Annotated in this window: 15 protein-coding genes; 7 read left to right on the plus strand and 8 right to left on the minus strand. The window is 64.2% G+C overall.

All coding sequences use genetic code 11. The features are described 5' to 3' along the window. The first annotated feature begins 71 nt into the window (after positions 1 to 71). From CSV86_RS06720 to CSV86_RS06730, 3 genes are read left to right on the plus strand one after another with little or no spacing between them, the layout of a single operon-like run. Entirely contained in the window at positions 72 to 722 is a 651-nt protein-coding gene (locus CSV86_RS06720; protein ID WP_009401021.1) for a GNAT family N-acetyltransferase, read from the plus strand. A 55-nt stretch (positions 723 to 777) separates the two neighbouring features. Then, a complete protein-coding gene (locus CSV86_RS06725) occupies positions 778 to 2,520 on the plus strand; it encodes an autotransporter assembly complex protein TamA (protein WP_037060671.1) in 1,743 nt (580 codons plus the stop codon). Then, on the plus strand, positions 2,517 to 6,197 hold the full coding sequence (locus CSV86_RS06730) for a translocation/assembly module TamB domain-containing protein (RefSeq protein WP_009401018.1): 3,681 nt from the start codon (positions 2,517 to 2,519) through the stop codon (positions 6,195 to 6,197). The genes CSV86_RS06725 and CSV86_RS06730 overlap by 4 nt, the downstream gene beginning before the upstream one ends. Position 6,198: 1 nt before the next feature. On the opposite strand, the gene CSV86_RS06735 is transcribed toward CSV86_RS06730, so the two are convergent. From CSV86_RS06735 to CSV86_RS06750, 4 genes are all read right to left on the minus strand, one after another. Further along, entirely contained in the window at positions 6,199 to 6,762 is a 564-nt protein-coding gene (locus CSV86_RS06735; protein ID WP_009401017.1) for a DUF2589 domain-containing protein, read from the minus strand. 75 nt (positions 6,763 to 6,837) lie between these two features. Beyond that, complete coding sequence (locus CSV86_RS06740; protein ID WP_009401016.1) at positions 6,838 to 7,482, minus strand: DUF2589 domain-containing protein; 645 nt, start codon at positions 7,480 to 7,482, stop codon at positions 6,838 to 6,840. Between the two features lie 76 nt (positions 7,483 to 7,558). Then, positions 7,559 to 7,939: a Mor transcription activator family protein gene (locus CSV86_RS06745; protein WP_009401015.1), complete on the minus strand. Its 381-nt coding sequence runs from the start codon at positions 7,937 to 7,939 to the stop codon at positions 7,559 to 7,561. 298 nt (positions 7,940 to 8,237) lie between these two features. After that, entirely contained in the window at positions 8,238 to 8,696 is a 459-nt protein-coding gene (locus CSV86_RS06750; RefSeq protein WP_009401014.1) for a hypothetical protein, read from the minus strand. Between the two features lie 163 nt (positions 8,697 to 8,859). Here CSV86_RS06750 and CSV86_RS06755 point away from each other — a divergent pair, with 163 nt between their 5' ends. Further along, positions 8,860 to 9,048 carry a hypothetical protein gene (locus tag CSV86_RS06755; protein WP_009401013.1) on the plus strand — a complete coding sequence of 63 codons (189 nt, stop codon included), beginning with the start codon at positions 8,860 to 8,862 and terminating at the stop codon, positions 9,046 to 9,048. Positions 9,049 to 9,089: 41 nt separating this feature from the next. On the opposite strand, the gene CSV86_RS06760 is transcribed toward CSV86_RS06755, so the two are convergent. Then, on the minus strand, positions 9,090 to 9,482 hold the full coding sequence (locus CSV86_RS06760) for a hypothetical protein (RefSeq protein ID WP_009401012.1): 393 nt from the start codon (positions 9,480 to 9,482) through the stop codon (positions 9,090 to 9,092). A gap of 213 nt (positions 9,483 to 9,695) precedes the next feature. On the opposite strand from CSV86_RS06760, the gene pvdQ reads away from it, so the two are divergent. Next, positions 9,696 to 12,005, plus strand: coding sequence for a bifunctional acylase PvdQ (pvdQ, locus tag CSV86_RS06765; RefSeq protein WP_009401011.1), 2,310 nt, complete (start codon positions 9,696 to 9,698; stop codon positions 12,003 to 12,005). Here the strand turns inward: pvdQ and trhP are convergent. Next, positions 11,995 to 13,311 (minus strand): prephenate-dependent tRNA uridine(34) hydroxylase TrhP, encoded by a 1,317-nt coding sequence (gene trhP / locus CSV86_RS06770; RefSeq protein WP_009401009.1) that lies wholly within the window; start codon positions 13,309 to 13,311, stop codon positions 11,995 to 11,997. The genes pvdQ and trhP overlap by 11 nt on opposite strands. Positions 13,312 to 13,545: 234 nt before the next feature. Between trhP and CSV86_RS06775 the strand changes: the two genes are divergently transcribed. Then, positions 13,546 to 14,610, plus strand: a complete 1,065-nt coding sequence (locus CSV86_RS06775; RefSeq protein ID WP_009401007.1) for an AI-2E family transporter — start codon at positions 13,546 to 13,548, stop codon at positions 14,608 to 14,610. Positions 14,611 to 14,637: 27 nt separating this feature from the next. Here CSV86_RS06775 and CSV86_RS06780 read toward each other — a convergent pair whose 3' ends face one another. Further along, a complete protein-coding gene (locus tag CSV86_RS06780) occupies positions 14,638 to 15,000 on the minus strand; it encodes a DUF5064 family protein (RefSeq protein ID WP_009401006.1) in 363 nt (120 codons plus the stop codon). A gap of 115 nt (positions 15,001 to 15,115) precedes the next feature. Next, positions 15,116 to 17,206 (minus strand): TonB-dependent receptor family protein, encoded by a 2,091-nt coding sequence (locus CSV86_RS06785; protein WP_009401005.1) that lies wholly within the window; start codon positions 17,204 to 17,206, stop codon positions 15,116 to 15,118. Positions 17,207 to 17,434: 228 nt separating this feature from the next. Between CSV86_RS06785 and CSV86_RS06790 the strand changes: the two genes are divergently transcribed. Next, complete coding sequence (locus tag CSV86_RS06790; protein ID WP_080604773.1) at positions 17,435 to 17,695, plus strand: helix-turn-helix domain-containing protein; 261 nt, start codon at positions 17,435 to 17,437, stop codon at positions 17,693 to 17,695. Positions 17,696 to 17,702 lie beyond the last annotated feature (7 nt).

A 17,702-nucleotide genomic window follows, 5' to 3' on the forward strand; every position in this document is an offset into this window, starting at 1 on the left:
TCAGGAAGGAACGTTGGCGCAGCCCACCCCTCAAAGAGCAATGCCCAACTGCCATCAGGAGATCCGCGACCATGCCCCAATCGACCCCCGCGCCGGCCGAAGTGCGTCTGCTCGACGGCGGTTACAGCCGTGAAGCGCGTTCTCTGCTCTACCACGCCTACCGCCACGAACCCACCTACGCCTACCTGTTCGAAGCCGAGCGCCCGGGTTTCGAGCAACGCGTGCGCGCCCTGGTTCGTGAGCGGGTGCGCCAGCATTTCCTGCAGGACCTGCCCGCCCTTGGCCTGCTGGTGGACGACCGCCTGATCGGCATCGCCCTGATCTCCCCGCCGGTCCGTCGCCTCGGCGTGACCGAGAGCTGGGCCTGGCGCCTGCGCATGATGCTGTCGGCCGGAGTGCGTTGTACCCGCCGCTACCTCGAATACCGCGCGGCCTTGCTCGCCTGCCTGCCCGGCGATGCCGTGCATATCCTGCCGCTGCTGGGTATCCATCCGCAGTTCCAGGGCCGGCACTATGGCGAACAATTGCTGGCGGCGGTGCACGATTGGTGCGCCGCAGACGAAAGTTCCCGCGGCGTGGTACTCGACACCGGCAACGAGCACTACCTGGATTTCTACCGCCGCCAGGGCTACCTGGAAATCGGTGAAGTGGCCGTCGGGCCGATTCGCGAGCATGTGTTTTTCCATCCCGCTCCGCAAAGGATCGCCCTGGCTCCGGCCTGATCCGGACGGCTTTCGACATGCAAGCCGTCAGCCGCCTCTGGTAGCATCCGTGCCCATGACGTATTCAGGACGCTTTTCCCTGGGTTTGATCCTGTGCCTGGCCAGCAGTGTCGCCGCCGCCGCACAGAGCGAACTGGTCGTTCGCATCAAGCCCGCCAACACCGCACTCAAGGCCAATGTCGAGGGTTATATCGGAAGCCTCGGCGAGCGTGACGAAGAGGCGCTGCTGCGCTTCAGTCGTGGCGCCGAGGAGCAGGCGCGCAAGGCCGCCCAGGCCCTGGGTTACTACCAGGCCCGGATCGACAGCGAGGTGCTGCCGCCTCGCGACGAGGACAAGGGGCCACGCCTGCGCCTGACCATCGAACCCGGCGAACCCATTCACCTGCGCAACGTCAAGGTGCGCATCGACGGTCCGGCCAGCCAGCTCAAGGCCTTTCGCATCCCCGACAGCAAGGCGCTGCGCAGCGGCGCGGTGCTCAATCATGGCAGCTACGAGGACGCCAAGCGCCTGATCCAGAACCAGGCCTCGCGCTATGGCTTCTTCAAGGGCCACTTCACCAGCAATCGCCTGGCGGTGGACCCCGCTGCCGGGGTCGCCGATATCGAACTGGTCTACGACAGCGGTCCGCGCTATAGCCTGGGCAAGGTAACGTTCGACGGCGACTCGCCCTTCGATGAAGACCTTCTGCAACGCATGGTGCCGTTCAAGGAAGGCACGCCCTACGACTCCGAGCTGATCGCCGAACTGAACAACGCCCTGCAATCCAGTGGTTATTTCGAAGGCGTGCGGGTCGATGCCGCGCCCACGGCGGCGCAAGGCCAGAGTATCCCGGTGGCCGTCGATGTGCAGGCGCGCAAGCCGCGGACCATGGGCCTCGGCCTTGGCTATTCGACCGACGTCGGGCCGCGGGTGAAGGCCAACTGGACTCGCCACTGGGTCAACCCGCAAGGCCACAGCTACGGGATCGAAAGCGAAGTGTCGGCTCCCCGGCAAAATATCGGCCTGTGGTACGACGTGCCCCTCGACCCGCCGCTGACCGACAAGCTGCGCTATGCCGGCGGCTATCAATATGAAGAGATCGCCGGCACCGATACCTTGAGTAAATTGCTCACCGTCGGCCCGGAATGGCACAGCAAGCTGCCCAGCGGCTGGCAGCGCGTGCTGTCGCTGAAATGGCAGCGCGAGGAATACCGCCTGGGTGACGATTCCGGGCTCAGTACGCTGCTGATGCCCGGCGTCAGCTACAGCTACCTGCGCAGCGACAACCGCATCGACCCGCACAACGGCTACCGCCTGCAATTCGATGCGCGGGTGGCCAAGGAAGGGCTGATGTCCGACACCAACCTGCTTAACGGCACGGTACTGGTCAAGGGCCTGACCACCCTTGCGGACAAGCACCGTTTCCTCGGCCGTGCCCAGTTCGGTGGCAGCGCCACCAACGGTTACAAATCCGTACCGCCGTCCCTGCGCTTCTTCGCCGGTGGCGACCAGAGCGTGCGCGGCTACGACTACCAGACCCTGTCGCCGACCAACAGCGACGGCGACCGCATTGGCGGGCGCTACATGGTTGCGGCCAGTGCCGAATACCAGTACCAGATCGCCGATAAATGGCGCTTGGCGACCTTCGTCGACCAGGGCAATTCCTTCAACAATCTCGAGCTTCCAAGCCTCAAGACCGGGGTCGGCTTCGGCGTGCGCTGGATTTCCCCGGTAGGGCCCCTGCGTCTCGACCTGGCCAAGGCGCTGGACGACGACGGCGGGATTCGACTGCACTTCTCGATGGGACCTGAGCTGTGAAACGGCTAGCGAAATGGATTGCGATCAGCCTGTTCGCAGTGTTGGTTCTGGTAGCACTGGCCCTGGGCCTGGTGCTGGGTACCCAAGCCGGCAGCCGCTGGGCACTTGGCCTGGTGCCCGGCTTGCAGGTGGATGGCTTCCAGGGACGGCTCGCCGGACTGTGGCAGGCTGAGAAACTGGTGTGGCAGTCCGGCCAGGATCGCGTCGAGCTGACTGCACCTTTGCTGGAGTGGACGCCCGGCTGCCTGCTGCGTCGCACCCTGTGCATCGACAAGCTGCACGCCGCGCAGATCGAGCTGGCCTTCGCGCCCACCGAAACCGATCCGGACAGCGGTCCGCTGAAACTGCCGGACCTCGATCTGCCGCTGGCTATCGAACTGGGTGAAGTCCAGGTCGGTGTGTTGCGCCTGGACGGCGCCGAGCAGCTTAGTGGCTTGACCCTTGCGGCCCACTGGACCCGCGAAGGCCTGAAGATCGACAACCTCGACCTCAAGCGCGAAGACCTGCACCTGACCCTGCAAGGCCTGCTGCAACCCAGCGGCGACTGGCCGTTGCAGGCCGAGGGACAATTGCAGTTGCCGGCGGTGGACGGCCAGGCCTGGCAACTGGCGTTGCAGGTCAAGGGCGATCTGCAGAAGAGCCTCGACCTGCAGGCCGACAGCAGTGGCTATCTGCAAGGCCGCCTGAGCGGCCAGTTGCAACCGCTGGCGGAAAACCTGCCGGCCCAGGTCCATCTCAGCGCCAAGGACTTCAAGGCCGTTGCCAGCCTGCCGGACACCTTGCTGTTCCAGCAGCTCGAACTGACTGCCCATGGTGATCTCAAGGCCGGCTACCAGTTGGTTGGCGCTGGCAATCTCGCCGCTCGGGACGGCCCGATCAACCTGGCCCTGCGTGGCCGGGTCGATGCCAAGGGCGCCGAAGTGGCCGGGCTGGACCTGACCGCCAGCGCCGAGCAGCGCCTGGCCCTGACCGCCACGGCCAATTGGGAAAACGCCCTCGCTGCCACGGCCACCCTCGACTGGCAGGATTTCCCCTGGCTGCGCCTTTATCCGCTGGACGAGGCGCCGCAAGTAGTGCTGCATCGTCTGAAGGCCCAGGTGCAGTACCGCGATGGCAGCTATGAAGGCGATTTCAGTGGCGATCTCGACGGGCCGGCAGGTGCCTTCACCCTGCGCAGTCCGTTCAACGGCGACCTTGGCCGCATCAGCCTGCCGCAACTGGTGCTGGACGCGGGGCAGGGCAAGGCCGCCGGCAGTGTCAGCGTGGCCTTCGCGGATGGCGTGGCCTGGGACGCGGCATTGGATTTGTCCAACCTCGACCCGGCCTATTGGCTCAAGGAGATGCCCGGCACGCTCGCCGGCCCGCTGCGCAGCAAGGGCGAACTGAAGAACGAAAAACTCTCGCTGAACGCTGACCTCGACCTCAAGGGACGCCTGCGCGGCCAGCCTGCGCTGCTGCAGCTCAAGGCCGAAGGCGCGGGTGAGCAGTGGACCCTGGGCACCTTGCAGGTACGCCTGGGCGACAACCGGATCAATGGCAGCGGCAGCCTGCAACAGCGCCTCGCCGGACAGATCGACCTGAACCTGCCGCGCCTCGGCCAGCTCTGGCCGCAACTGCAAGGGCTGGTCAAGGGGCGGCTGGATGTCTCCGGCACCCTCAAGGCGCCGCAAGGTCAGCTGAAACTGCAAGGCACGCAACTGGCCCAGGCAGAAAACCGTCTGCAATCCCTCGATCTCGATGCCCGACTTGATGGCGCACAAAAAGCCCTGATCAACCTCGATGCCAGCGGCATCCGTGCCGGCGAAACGGCACTGGGCACCCTGACCGCCAAGGGCCAGGGCGATATCCGCCAGCAACGGTTGCAACTGGCCCTCGATGGTCCGCAACTCAAGCTCGACCTTGCCCTGGACGGGCAACTGGACCAGAAAAAAGGCGACTGGCGCGGACGCCTGGCCAGCGGCGAAATCAAGGCCGGCGGTCAGGACTGGCGACTGCAGGCGCCGGCCACCTTGCAGCGCCTGGCCAACGGGCAGATCGATTTCGGTGCCCACTGCTGGCGCTCCGGGCCGGCCAGCCTGTGTGGCGATCCGCAGCGTCTGGCACCGGAGCCGCGGATTCGCTATCACCTCAAGGAATTCCCGCTGGAGAGCCTGGCGCAATGGCTGCCGCAGGACTTCGCCTGGCAGGGCCGGTTGAATGCCGATATCAATCTCGACTTGCCGACCAGTGGCCCGAAAGGCTCGGTGCAGGTGGATGCCAGCGGTGGCACCCTGCGCATCCGCGAGAAGGGCCAGTGGGTCGATTTCCCTTACCAGGCCCTGCGCCTGGACAGCACCCTTGGCCCGCGCCGGGTCGATACCCGGGTGGACTTCCGTGGCGGTCGCCTGGGCGAGCTGAGCCTGAATGCGCGCATCGATCCGCTGGCGCGCAACAAACCGTTGAGCGGCGATTTCAACCTCAGCGGCCTTGACCTCGCGGTGGCGCGGCCCTTCGTGCCGATGGTCGAGCGCCTGGCCGGGCAATTGAATGGCAGCGGGCGGATTTCCGGCACGCTGCTGGCGCCGCTGGTCAATGGCAACCTGGTGCTGTCGGGAGGCGAAGTGGCAGGGGCCGAGCTGCCGCTCAGCCTGCGTGACCTGAGCGTACGGGCGCAGATCGCCGGCGAGCAGGTGCAATTGAATGGCGACTGGAAAAGCGGCGAGCTGGGCCAGGGCCGCCTGGGTGGCGAGATCGGCTGGGGCCAGGTGTTGAGGGTCAACCTGGCCCTGCAAGGCCAGCGCCTGCCGATCAGCGTCGAGCCCTATGCGGCGCTGGAAGTGGCGCCGGACCTGAAGATCAGCCTGCAGGGCGAGCGTCTGGCGGTCAGCGGCAAGGTGCTGGTACCCAAGGGCACTATCACCGTGCGCGAGCTGCCGCCCTCGACGGTCAAGGTGTCGGAGGACACGGTGATCGTTGGCCAGCAGACCGAGGAAGGCAAGGCGCCGATGCAGGTGGCGATGGATATCGACGTGCAGGTCGGCCAGGACAAGCTGGCTTTCAGCGGCTTCGGCCTCACCGCCAACCTGCTTGGCCAGGTGCATATCGGCGATAACCTCGATACCCGTGGCGAACTGAGCCTGGCCGACGGTCGCTATCGTGCCTACGGCCAGCGCCTGACCATCCGCCGTGCCCGGCTGCTGTTCGCCGGCCCTATCGACCAGCCCTACCTGGACATCGAAGCGATCCGCAAGACCGACGATATCATCGCCGGCATCCGCCTCACCGGCAGCGCCGAGCAGCCCACCACTACGGTGTTCTCGGAACCGGCGATGAGCCAGGAGCAGGCGCTGTCGTACCTGGTGCTGGGGCGTCCGCTAAGCACCACCGGCGAGGACAACAATATGCTGGCGCAAGCGGCGTTGGGGCTTGGCCTGGCGGGAAGCGCGGGGATCACCGGCAGCCTGGCATCGAGCCTCGGCATCGAGGACTTCCAGCTGGATACCGAAGGCAGCGGCCAGAGCACCGCCGTGGTGGCCAGCGGCAACCTGACCGATAAATTGAGCCTGCGCTACGGCGTGGGCGTGTTCGAGCCGGCCAACACCATTGCCCTGCGGTATCTGCTGAGCAAGCGCCTGTACCTGGAAGCGGCCAGTGGTGTGGCCAGCTCCCTGGACCTGTTCTACAAGCGGGATTTCTAGCTCAGCGCACGGTGGCGGCGTCTATGAACTCGTTGCTGGAGGTTGGAGGACCGTCGGCAGGGGCGGACTGGCGGAACGGCGAGATCAGGTTGGTGTACTCCTCGATCAGTCGGTTCAGCGCTTCGGGTGGTTCGCAGGCCTGGAACTGCATGCGGATCTGTACCTCGTCCGGATCGCGCGCCTCGCCCTGGCGGCGGTTCTGCTGGCCGACCTTGACGAAGAAGCGCTGGTGCGCGGAGTCGCTGCACTGGCCAGGGGCAGGGCGGGTATTCTGGATTTTCACCGACAGGTCCACCTGCATCCGCTCCAGCGCCAGTCCCCGTGGTGCAACCAGGGCGATCAGCGGGATCTTCAGGGTGTGCCGGTCATCCATTGCCACTTCGACCATCTTCGCCTTCATCGGCGCGCCCAGTTGCTGGCTGTCGTAATCGAAAAACTGGTCGAACAGCCTGATGTACTGCTGGGCGATCAGCCCGGTGGTGGCGGAAGCGGCTTCCTGCAGGCCGCGGGTGATATCGCAGAGGTCACTGGTGGCGATCGGTTCCTTCGGGGGCGTCTGGTCCACGGGCGGCATTCCTTATCCGGGTGAAAGGTTGCCCCGCACGAGGCGGGGCGGTAGGGCGTGCTTGGGGAACGCTGATCAGGCAGGCGGCGCGGCCTGGGTCTTCGGATCAGGCAGCGCATTGTCGGTTGGCGGTGCGTCCGGGTTGCTGGTCTCGCTGTTGGGCAAGGTGATCGGTTTGGTCGCCGCCTCGGTGAGGAAGTCGATCACCCGCATCAGCGCTTCCGGTGGATCCTGGCGGGCGATGCGGGTGCTGATTGCATAGCGGGCCCGGGTGTCTGTCTTGCGGGTCTGCGCCGACTTGTGGCTGACCTGGCCCTTGACCTCGAGCTTGAACGGGCCCCAGCCCAGGGACGCGCCGAACTCCGCGGAACCGGCGGTTTCCTTGGTGTCTTCGGCGCTCTGGCTGATGGTCAGCTCGAAGTCGATGGTGCCTTCCTCGATCACGATGTTCGGATGAGCGACCGCCGCCAGCAGCGGGATCTGCATCTTGCGCGACATGGTGCCTTTGTAGACACCCTGTTCATCGGTGATGGCTTCGTCATAGTCGAACTGGATCGAGACCGCCTTGCCGTCCTTGATACAGACGCCCAGGAGGAAGTCCGCGTAGCTTTTGCTGGCGGTGACCTGGGCCTGGATCATGGCTTGCAGGGGGCCGGAGATCATCCGGTCCAGGGGCAGTGCATTGATTACCGAGCCGATAAGGCTGCTATCGATGGACATTCAAGAATTCCTTCTCTTGCTTGCGCGAAAGTGCGCGGTGGCTGCGAGGCACGAGGGTGTGCCCCGCAAGGGCTCCTTAGCGTGAGTGCGCTTCCTGGCGACGGATGTTGCCGATCTGGCGCAGGCTCAGGCCGTATTTATTGGCCAGTACGCTGCGTGACAAGCCGTTGGAGCTTTCCTCCTGGATCTGCTGGTTGCGCAACTGGCGGTTGAAGTGGTCGCACTTGGGAATTTCCAGGGCCATGCCGGCATAGCGCTTGATCAGGGCTTCCAGCGCGTCGGCCGGGAGGATCTCGGCCAGCGAAGTGCGTTCGCGATGCTTGGGTATGTACTTGGGTCGACCGCCGTAGATATAGGTCAGGCGGTAGGCATGTTCGATGCCGATGCACTCGATGAGCATCTGCAGGGATTGAGGGAGCTGCTCGATATCGATTCGCTTCAGGTCACATGATTGCATGTTGACGTCCTTGTTTTTCTGGCGTGAGCAAAAGGGTCTCTGTCTGGGCCAGGCGAGGCTTGAGCGTTGTGCAGGATGGGTAGCGAGCACTGGGCTGGCCAGGTGGCGTGGGATCGATTCTCGACCAGCCTTGCAGTGGTCGCTAGGTAGCAAGCAGGTCAGGAGCGGTAGCCAAGAAGTCAAAGCACTGTAAGTATCGTGATTACATCAAGTAGGCAGAAACCTGCTGATCAGCCGGCAGCCCTTGACCCTTCGCGCGCCCCTCGGAACGAGGGGCGCGTGGTTGCTCAAGGCTGACTCAAGGGCAGGGTTGGCTGACCAGCAGGCTGACCTGGCCCATCCATGGCCCGGGGTCACCGCGAGTGACCTCGGGGAAGGTGCGCCAGTCGACCGTCAGGCATAGGGCGCTAAGATCTGTGCCGCCTAGCTTGCCGACCACCAGCGGCTGGAAGTCGCGCCGGTATTGCACGCGCGTCAGGTTTTGCGCACTGGCAGAATCGGGACGGGACAGGGTGGCCCGGGTCAGTTCATCGATGCGTTGCTGGGATACGACGAAATGCGCCGTCTTGCCTGGCGTCAGGTGCCCGGCTTCGCGGCTGCGCTGCCAAAGCAACTGCCACTGGCTGCTGCCGGCATTCTGCGCCAGGCTGCTGGCCAGGGCGATCAGCTCGGTTTCGCTGCGGTTTTCGGTTTCCAGCGCCTGGGCGCCGAGGCAGGTAGACAGCACCAGGCTGCCGAGAAGGGTGCGCAAGGACATGATATGAAGGCTCGCGGGTAAGGGCCTGGGCCCGGAGCCGAGCATGGTTTCAGCTGGTGCCTGCGGAAAAAACAGGGAAAAGATCCTCCGGAGCGAGGCTGCGATGTATCATTGCGCCCGGCCGCTCATCGGCCTTCACCATCGCTGCTGCAAGGATTTTCCAATGACGCAAGGGCAACGCCTGAAATACTCGATCCTGATGACCCTGGTCTTGCTGGCCGCCATGCTGGGCCTGTCGTGGCTGCAGAAGCAGGGGGTGATCACCGAGCAGATGTTCCAGTACATCGCCATGGGCCTGGCCGTGGTTTTCGTGGTCATCAATGGCATCCTGCGGCGCAAGGTCAAGCCCTGACCGAGCAGAGCAGGGCGGCCGGCGCAACGCCGGCCGGTCGCTCAACGCGAAGGGACCTGCTCCAGAACGGCGCGGGCCTGGGGGTTGAGGCTGTAGCATTTGTCGCTGCCCATGCTGATCACGCCTTCGATGCAAAGGCGCTTGAGCACCTCGCGAACGCTCAGGAACGACAGCGGGATATCGAGCCTTTCCAATTGACTGTGGATGCCGCGCACACCAATGGCGCGCCCTTCGCGATCGGCCGTGTGCAAGGCATCGATCACCTTGAGGCGGATCAGGCTGGTGCGCAGGCCGAATACCCGCAGCAACTCGCGGATCTGCTCGTTGCCGGCACGTTCCTCGGTTTCCGCTGCCTCGTTCCTGGCCGGCAGCGTGGCGTTCGTCCTGCGTCTGAAGCGAAGTGGCTGGGGCGGTTGCGGTTGCTGGTCGTACATGCAAAAACTCCCTTTTCAGAGCCTGTCTGTCCTGCGTTCAAATGACGCTCCCAACCTATAAGACGAATGAGCGCGATAAATCTGCAATTGGAGCGGAAAAAAATTCCGCCTTTCTACCTGTAACGAAGCAGCCACCCCTTTACCGTAAATTTTTCATCCGGACTTCGTTCTATCAGGATGTCCTTGCTATGCCTGATTCCGGCAGGAGTTCCCGTGATCGCCATTTCCCCTTCCTCCAGGCTCTGCCTGGCCCTGCTGCTGGCTGGTATCGGCCTGTGTGCCCAGGCCCGGGACAACCCCGGGGCGGTTTCCGCCGAAATCCGCCGTACCACCTTCGGTGTGCCGCATATCCTCGCCCGCGACGAGCGCGGCCTCGGCTATGGCATCGGCTATGCCTACGGGCAGGACAACCTGTGCCTGCTGGCCAACGAGGTCGTCACGGTCAACGGCCAGCGTTCGCGCTGGTTCGGGCCGCAGCAGCGGACCCTGGAACAGCGGCGCAATCTCTCCAGCGATCTGTTCTTCACCTGGCTGAATACGCCGCAGTCCGTGTCGGCGTTCTGGCAAGCACAGCCGGCGCCTATCCAGGCATTGCTGGAAGGTTATGCCCAAGGCTTCAACCGTGCGCTGGCCGAGCGTCGCGAACAGGGCCTGCCGGCTGAATGTCAGAAAGCCGAGTGGCTGCGCCCCATCACTGCGTTCGATCTGGTCAGGTTGACCCGGCGTTTGCTGGTGGAGGGCGGGGTCGGCCAGTTCGCCGAAGCAGTGGCAGGTGCCACGCCGCCGGGCACGGTTGCCCGGTTCGACCCTAAGGATCTGCGCGTCGCCCTGGAAAACCAGCGCCGCTTCGCCCTTGAGCGCGGCAGCAATGCCATTGCCCTGGGCAGCGAGCGATCGCGCACGGGGCACGGCATGCTCCTGGCCAATCCGCATTTCCCCTGGAATGGCGGCATGCGCTTCTACCAGATGCACCTGACCATCCCGGGCCAGCTCGACGTCATGGGCGCGGCGCTACCTGGCCTGCCGCTGGTGAATATCGGCTTCAACCGTCATTTGGCCTGGACCCACACCGTGGACGCCTCGCGACATTTCACCCTGCATCGCCTGCAACTCGATCCGGCGGATCCGACCCGTTATCTGTTTGATGGTCGCTCGTTGCCGATGGATCGGCAGACGCTGAAGGTCACGGTCAAGGGCGAGGACGGGGAGTTGCGCGAGATCAGCCGCGAACTGTTCAGCACCCGTTTCGGCCCTGTGGTGCAGTGGCCGGGACGCCTGGACTGGACGCCCGGCGTGGCCTTCAGCGTGCAGGACGCCAACCTCGGCAACACCCGGGTGCTGCAGCAATGGCATGCGCTCAACCAGGCCGACAGTCTCGCGGCCCTGCAGGCGTCGGTGCAGCGTTTGCAAGGTATTCCGTGGGTCAACACCCTGGCCACCGATGCCGGTGGCCGCACCCTGTACCTCAACCAGTCGGTGGTGCCCTACGTTGACGCCGAACTGCTGGGCCGCTGCAGCGACCCGAAGGCCGGCGCCGAGATGATCGTGCTCGACGGCTCGCGCAGCGCCTGCGACTGGAAGGTCGACGCCCGTGCCGTGCAACCGGGAATCTTCCCGGCGCAGATGCAGCCGCAGTTAAGCCGCGGGGATTTCGTCCAGCACGCCAACGACAGTGCCTGGCTGGTCAATCCGGCACAGCCGTTGACCGGTTTTTCGCCGCTGATCAGTCGGGACGGGATTCCCCTCGGCCCGCGCGCACGCTTCGCCCTGAGCCGTCTTCAGCAACCGGGCAAGCTCGGAGCCGAGGACCTCAAGCAGATGGTGATGGGCGACCAGGTCTACCTGGCCGAGATGTTGCTGCCGGATCTGCTCAAGTGGTGTTCCGGGGTGGAGGACGACCCCAATCTGCGAAGCGTCTGTGCCTCGCTGGCCAGATGGGATGGCCGGGCTGGCCTGGACAGCGGCCTTGGGCTGGTGCATTTCCAGATCATCATGCAGGCGTTGCAGGAGAAAGGCGGCTTCTGGCGGGTCGCGTTCAGTCCTGCCGATCCGATGCACACTCCGCGCGGCCTGGCCTGGGAGCGTGCCGCAGTGGCGAAGATGTTGCGCGAAGCAGCGCTGGCCTCGGCGGCGCGGGTGGCCGGTGCCGACGAAGCAACCCGCTGGGGCCAGATCCAGCAGGCCGCCGACGGCACGCCGATCCACGGCGGCCCGGCCAATCTTGGTGTGTACAACGCGATCCAGAGCGTCGACGGTGCGCCGGGCAAGCGCCGGGTGGTCAGCGGCACCAGCTATCTGCAACTGGTGACGTTCGACGACAAGGGGCCGCAGGCCGAGGGCCTGCTGGTGTTCTCGCAGTCCAGCGAGGCCGCTTCGCCGCATGCCAGCGACCAGACCCGGGCGTTCTCGGCCGGGCAGTGGCACCCGACACCCTTCACCGAAGCGCAGATCAAGGCCGATCCGCAGTACCGCACGCAGTCGATCCGCGAACCGCTGCCGAGCGAGGCCGCCTTCAGCCGTTGACATCCCGCATCAGCAGGCCGAAGGCCAGGTCTGCCTGTTCGGGTACTGGCAGGTAGACCACATGGCCGTCACCGGGGGCGACCTGCAGCGGTTTGCCGTGGGAGTCGCGCAGTTCGGCCAGGTCGAAGTGGAAGTTACCACCCGGGGTCATCAGCTCCAGGTGATCGCCCAGGGCGAAGCGGTTCTTCACCAGGACTTGCGCCAGCCCGTCGACCCGCTCACCGGTCAGTTCGCCCACGAACTGCTGGCGCTCCGACACCGAGTTGCCGCGCTGGTAGTTCTGGTATTCGTCATGCACATGGCGACGCAGGAAGCCTTCGGTGTAGCCGCGCTGGGCCAGGGATTCGAGGTCGAGCATCAGCGAGCGGTCGAATTCGCGTCCGGCCACCGCATCGTCGATGGCCTGGCGGTACACCTGGGTGGTGCGCGCGCAGTAGAAATGCGACTTGGTCCGTCCCTCGATCTTCAGCGAATGCACGCCCATGCGCGCCAGGCGCTCGACATGCTGCACGGCGCGCAGGTCCTTGGCATTCATGATGTAGGTGCCGTGCTCGTCCTCGAAGGCCGGCATGTCTTCGTCCGGGCGATTGCTTTCCCGAAGCAGGAAAACCTGCTCGGTGGGGGCGCCGAGACCGAGGGTCGGTTCCGGCTCGAAGGCGCGGACGATATCTCCGGTTTCGTTCTCGGTGGCCTCGCTGGCAGTGTATTTCCAGCGACAGGCGTTGGTGCAGCTGCCCTGGTTGGCGTCGCGGCGGTTGAGGTAGCCGGACAGCAGGCAGCGCCCCGAATAGGCCATGCACAGTGCGCCATGGACGAACACTTCCAGCTCCATCTCTGGTACCTGCTGGCGGATTTCCTCGATCTCTTCCAGGGACAGCTCGCGCGACAGAATCACCCGGGTCAGGCCCAGGCCCTTCCAGAACTTCACGCTGGCCCAGTTCACCGTATTGGCCTGCACCGAAAGGTGGATCGGCATCTGCGGAAAATGCTCGCGCACCAGCATGATCAGCCCCGGGTCGGACATGATCAGCGCATCCGGGGCCATGGCGATCACCGGCTCCAGGTCCTTGAGGAAGGTCTTGAGCTTGGCATTGTGCGGCGCGATGTTGACCACCACGTAGAACCGTTTGCCCTGAGCCTGGGCTTCCTTGATGCCGAGGGCGAGGTTGGCGTGGTCGAACTCGTTGTTGCGCACCCGCAGGCTGTAGCGCGGCTGGCCGGCATAGACCGCATCGGCGCCATAGGCGAAGGCGTAGCGCATGTTTTTCAGGGTGCCGGCGGGGGCGAGCAGTTCGGGCTTGGTCATGGTCGGTGCACCGGGGCAAAAGGCGCGGATGCTACGGCAGGGGCGGTTTCGATTTATTGATCTGGAGCAACGGCACTTTCTGCGTGGCGCAGAGCACTAATGTTCAGTGCTGCTGGCGGCCTCATCGCTGGCAAGCCAGCTCCCACAGGGGCCGCGTATATCCGTGGGAGCTGGCTTGCCAGCGATGAGGCCATCCGCAGCACCCGATAAACAGGTGTTGATCTAAGGACCGACATGAGCGAAACCGCATTGCAAAAAAGAACCCTCATCGGGTTGCTGGTCCTGGTCACGGTGGCCTTCTTCTGGATCCTCCTGCCGTACTACGGGGCCATCTTCTGGGCCGTCATTCTCGGCGTACTCTTTGCGCCCATGCAGCGGCGCCTGCTGCTGCGCCTTAACCAGCGACGCAGCCTGGCCGCCGGGCTCACCCTGCTCGTATGCCTGTTGATCGTGGTTTTGCCGGTGATCGTCGTCAGCGGCCTGCTGGTGCAGGAAGGCGGGATGATCTACAAGCGCATCGAGAGTGGCGAGCTGGATATCGCCGGTTATGTCGAGCGCTTCAAGGAAGTGCTGCCGCCCATCGTCCAGCATGGTCTGGAGCGCCTTGGTATCGGAGACCTCGACGGCCTGCGCGACAAGGTCGCCAAGGGCGCCATGGAGGGCAGCCAGTTCTTCGCCAGCCAGGCCTACAGCTTCGGCCAGGGCACCTTCGACCTGGTGGTCAGCCTCGGTGTGATGCTGTACCTGCTGTTCTTCTTCCTGCGCGATGGTGCGGAGCTGGTGCGGCGGATCCGCATGGCGATCCCGCTGGCCGAGCAGCAGAAGCGCCGCCTGCAGTTGAAGTTCAACCGGGTGGTACGCGCCACGGTCAAGGGCAACCTGCTGGTGGCCATCGCCCAGGGTGCGCTGGGCGGCCTGATCTTCTGGGTGCTGGATGTACCGAGCCCGCTGCTGTGGGGCGTGCTGATGGCCTTCCTGTCGCTGCTGCCAGCGGTGGGCGCGGGAATCGTCTGGGCGCCGGTGGCGGTGTATTTCCTGTTCAGCGGGGCGGTGTGGCAGGGCGTGGTATTGACCGCCTTCGGCGTTTGCGTGATCGGGCTGGTGGATAACCTGCTGCGCCCGCTGCTGGTGGGCAAGGACACGCGCCTGCCGGATTACCTGATCCTGGTCTCGACCCTCGGCGGCCTGGCGGTGTTCGGGCTCAACGGCTTCGTCATCGGGCCGTTGATCGCCGCGCTGTTCGTGTCCAGTTGGGGAATCTTCACCAATACCCGGCCGCAGGTGCAGCTTCCGCCTTGACAGGCCGGGCATGCCTTGCGGTGGGCGTCATTCGAAATGGCGGACGTCCACCGCATCGCCGGACTGCATGTTCAGCTTCTGGCGTATGTCTTCGAACATCAGATCGTAGTGCTTGTGCTGCGAGCCAATGCTGCTCAGTTCCTTGGGAATCCCGTATCGCTCGGCGATCTGCGTGACGTTGCGGGCAAAGTTGTAGGCTTCCTCCTTGGGTAACCAGAAGGTCTCGTCCACGTTCTTGTCCTGGATGCTGCCGTGCATCCTGAACTGGATGCCCTTGCCTTGTTTCGGGTCCTGGGTGACCTCGTAGCTGATCTTCAGGTTGTAGCTGACGTCCTTCGGGGTCAGCGCATGTCGTTCGATATGCAGTTGCCCGGGCTCGAATGTGGCCATCGTCGTTTCTCCTGGAAAAGGGGCGCTCGGGCATGGCCCGGTCAGCGCGACCCAGCCAGTATGGTGGACAATTCCACGCTTTGCCTGACCCACCTCACAGAGTTTTCAGACACTCTCAGTGGAAGGTGTAGGACACGCCGGCATAGACCCCGAAGCCTTCGCCGGGCACCGACCTGGCCACATCCGCGCCGTTGTCGTTGTAGCCCGGAGCGACGATCGCAGCGTAGCGCTTGTTGGTCAGGTTGCGCAGGTCGAGCCAGGTCTGCCAGTCCTGCTTCGGTGCGTTGTAGCCGAAGGTGGCGCCGAGGATCGCGTAGGCATCGGCGTCGTAGCTGTTGGCGTAATCGACCTGCACCTTGGAGGCCATGGTGGTGTTGATCCCGGCGTAGAAACCGCTGGGCAGGTCGAAACGCAGCTCGCCCTGGTAGTAGTGCATCGGGATGCCCGGCAGGCGGTTGTCGCCGAAGACCTTGTCGTTGCGGTAGTGGAAGTCGTTGAGGGTGTAGGCCTGGCGCAGGGATAGCCGACCGACATCGCCGCGTTGCCATAGCGTGCTGTCGAGGCTGGCCTCGATACCCTGGTGGATGGTCGGGCTGGCGTTGCTTTCGCTGCGGATGGGTGGCTGGATTTCGACCATCAGCAGTTCATGGCGCACGGCCGAGTAATACCAGGACAGGTCCCAGCGACCCAGGTCCGAGTCGCCACGGGCGCCCAGCTCGAGCGTGGTAGCGGTCTGGTTTTTCAGCTCGATGGGCTGGTATTGCGTAGGCGCGCTCCAGATCAGCGACCACGGGTGTGGCGGTTCCACCGAACGGCTCAGGTTGCCGTACAGCTGCAGGCTCGGGCTGGCGTCATAGCGCAGGCCGATACGCGGCGCGTAGTCCCAGTCGTGCATGCTGACCTTGCCCCCCGGACCCGAGGTGACATTGCTGTAGGTCACATCGCTTTCCCGGCGGGTATAGATCGCCGCCAGGCCGCTGGTCAGCCACAGGTTGGGGACCAGCTCCAGTTCATTGCCGATATGCAGCACGGTATCCGAGCCCTGGTAGGAAAAGTCCCGGGTCCTGGCGCCGACGATGTCGTTTGCCCGTGCATACTGCGAGGCGCCGCTATTGGGCAAATGCTTGGTAGTGCGCCAGCCCACCGTGGTCTTGCTGTCATGGCCGAACAGCGTATGTCGGCGTTGATAGTCCAGGGTACCGCTGACATCGGCGTAGGCCACCTTCAGACGCATCGGCCCTTCGCGCAGATCCATCGGATAGTCGTGCCAGACCAGGCCCGCGACCAGTTGCGAATCGTCGTCGAGATAGAAGGTGGTCTTGTTGGCCAGCCACGTCGACCCGGGTTGCGGCCGACTGTCGTTGCGGCTCAGGTAGGCCGGGTTGGCGGCCCGCGGGTGATGCTTGATCTGGTCCTTGGTCAGGCGCCCGGCCAGGTCATTGTCGGTTTCCCGGTAACGCAGGTAGAAACGTGTTTCCAGATCGGGATTGAAGCGGTAGCCGAAGTTCGCCGCAACGCCCTTGCCGCTGCCGCTGCTGTGATCCTGGTAGCCGTCGTACCCGGTGTCGGTCAGGGCCACGTAGTAATCGAAGTCACCGAGTACCTGGCCGGAGCTGATATGGCGTTTCTGGTAGCCGCGGCTGCCGGCTTCATAGCGCAATTGCAAGGGCGCGGCGTCGTAGCCGGTATGGGGCACGTAGTTGATGGCTCCGCCCAAGGCCAGGGCGCCACGGTCGAAACCATTGGCCCCGCGCAGGATTTCCGCGCGATTGAGCCACAGGGGTTCGAACAGCTCGTAGGGCGTGCCGCCGGGGCCAGTCAGGGGCAGGCCGTCGAGCATGACGTAGGTCCCGGAGCCGTGGGCACCTGGCGCCCGGTTGATTCCCGAGCCCCGGATCGACAGGCGAATACCGTCATTGCCGGCGGACTGGGCGAACACCCCGGGCTGGTAGGCGAGGACATCCTGGTTGCTGGCGACGCGCCCTTGCCCGACTCGCTTCATGTCTATCAGGTTGGTAGCGCCGGGCACCTGCTCCAGGCGTTCGCGAGCAACCTGGAGATCATCCTGGTCCTGCTCCTGGATGAGTACTTGCTCCAGTTCGATGCTCTCCAGTTTGATGCTCTCCGGTTGCTGGGCCCCGGCACTGCCGGCCAGGGTCAGGCCCAGCAGGCACAGAGAAGAGCGCAGGGACAGCGGTGACGGCATCTTACAGCTCCAACGTGTTTGATCTGACAGGAAATGTGAAGTCAGACGAACGATCGTGCTCTGAAATCACCATCTTTTTCTGACGTTTTTGCGTGACCCCTGTCCTGTGATTTGTAGCTTCGCTGGCTACAGGATGTACGACTGGTCCTACAGCAAGGCTGATCCGTATCGTTCGCCCATCGTCAACCGGCCCGGGCGAGCCCGGTGCCTCTTTACAGGAGACTATGGATGTCAACCGCCTCTGCTGTTACCACGCCTGCTGCCTGCGTGGCACCGCCTACCCTGACGCCTAGGGAGAAGGAGATTCTGTATTGGTGTTCGTGTGGGAAAACATCTTGGGAAATTTCTCAGATCCTTGCTTGCAAGGAGTCTACGGTGAACTTCCATGTCAGCAATGTACTTCGCAAACTATCAGTTCATTCCCGGGTAGCCGCCGTGATCAAGGCCTTGCGCTACGGCATCCTCCGGCACCAATCCGACGAGAGCTGAGGCGTGT

It is taken from the genome of Pseudomonas bharatica CSV86, from assembly GCF_000319305.2.
Lineage (GTDB): Bacteria > Pseudomonadota > Gammaproteobacteria > Pseudomonadales > Pseudomonadaceae > Aquipseudomonas > Aquipseudomonas bharatica.

What these genes read in the sequence shown, in the direction of transcription:
- CSV86_RS06720 (WP_009401021.1), top strand. Translation starts at nt 72, where the DNA reads ATGCCCCAATCGACCCCCGCGCCGGCCGAAGTGCGTCTGCTCGACGGC.
- CSV86_RS06725 (WP_037060671.1), top strand. Translation starts at nt 778, where the DNA reads ATGACGTATTCAGGACGCTTTTCCCTGGGTTTGATCCTGTGCCTGGCC.
- CSV86_RS06740 (WP_009401016.1), bottom strand. Translation starts at nt 7,482, where the DNA reads ATGTCCATCGATAGCAGCCTTATCGGCTCGGTAATCAATGCACTGCCC.
- CSV86_RS06745 (WP_009401015.1), bottom strand. Translation starts at nt 7,939, where the DNA reads ATGCAATCATGTGACCTGAAGCGAATCGATATCGAGCAGCTCCCTCAA.
- CSV86_RS06750 (WP_009401014.1), bottom strand. Translation starts at nt 8,696, where the DNA reads ATGTCCTTGCGCACCCTTCTCGGCAGCCTGGTGCTGTCTACCTGCCTC.
- CSV86_RS06755 (WP_009401013.1), top strand. Translation starts at nt 8,860, where the DNA reads ATGACGCAAGGGCAACGCCTGAAATACTCGATCCTGATGACCCTGGTC.
- CSV86_RS06760 (WP_009401012.1), bottom strand. Translation starts at nt 9,482, where the DNA reads ATGTACGACCAGCAACCGCAACCGCCCCAGCCACTTCGCTTCAGACGC.
- trhP (WP_009401009.1), bottom strand. Translation starts at nt 13,311, where the DNA reads ATGACCAAGCCCGAACTGCTCGCCCCCGCCGGCACCCTGAAAAACATG.
- CSV86_RS06775 (WP_009401007.1), top strand. Translation starts at nt 13,546, where the DNA reads ATGAGCGAAACCGCATTGCAAAAAAGAACCCTCATCGGGTTGCTGGTC.
- CSV86_RS06780 (WP_009401006.1), bottom strand. Translation starts at nt 15,000, where the DNA reads ATGGCCACATTCGAGCCCGGGCAACTGCATATCGAACGACATGCGCTG.
- CSV86_RS06785 (WP_009401005.1), bottom strand. Translation starts at nt 17,206, where the DNA reads ATGCCGTCACCGCTGTCCCTGCGCTCTTCTCTGTGCCTGCTGGGCCTG.
- CSV86_RS06790 (WP_080604773.1), top strand. Translation starts at nt 17,435, where the DNA reads ATGTCAACCGCCTCTGCTGTTACCACGCCTGCTGCCTGCGTGGCACCG.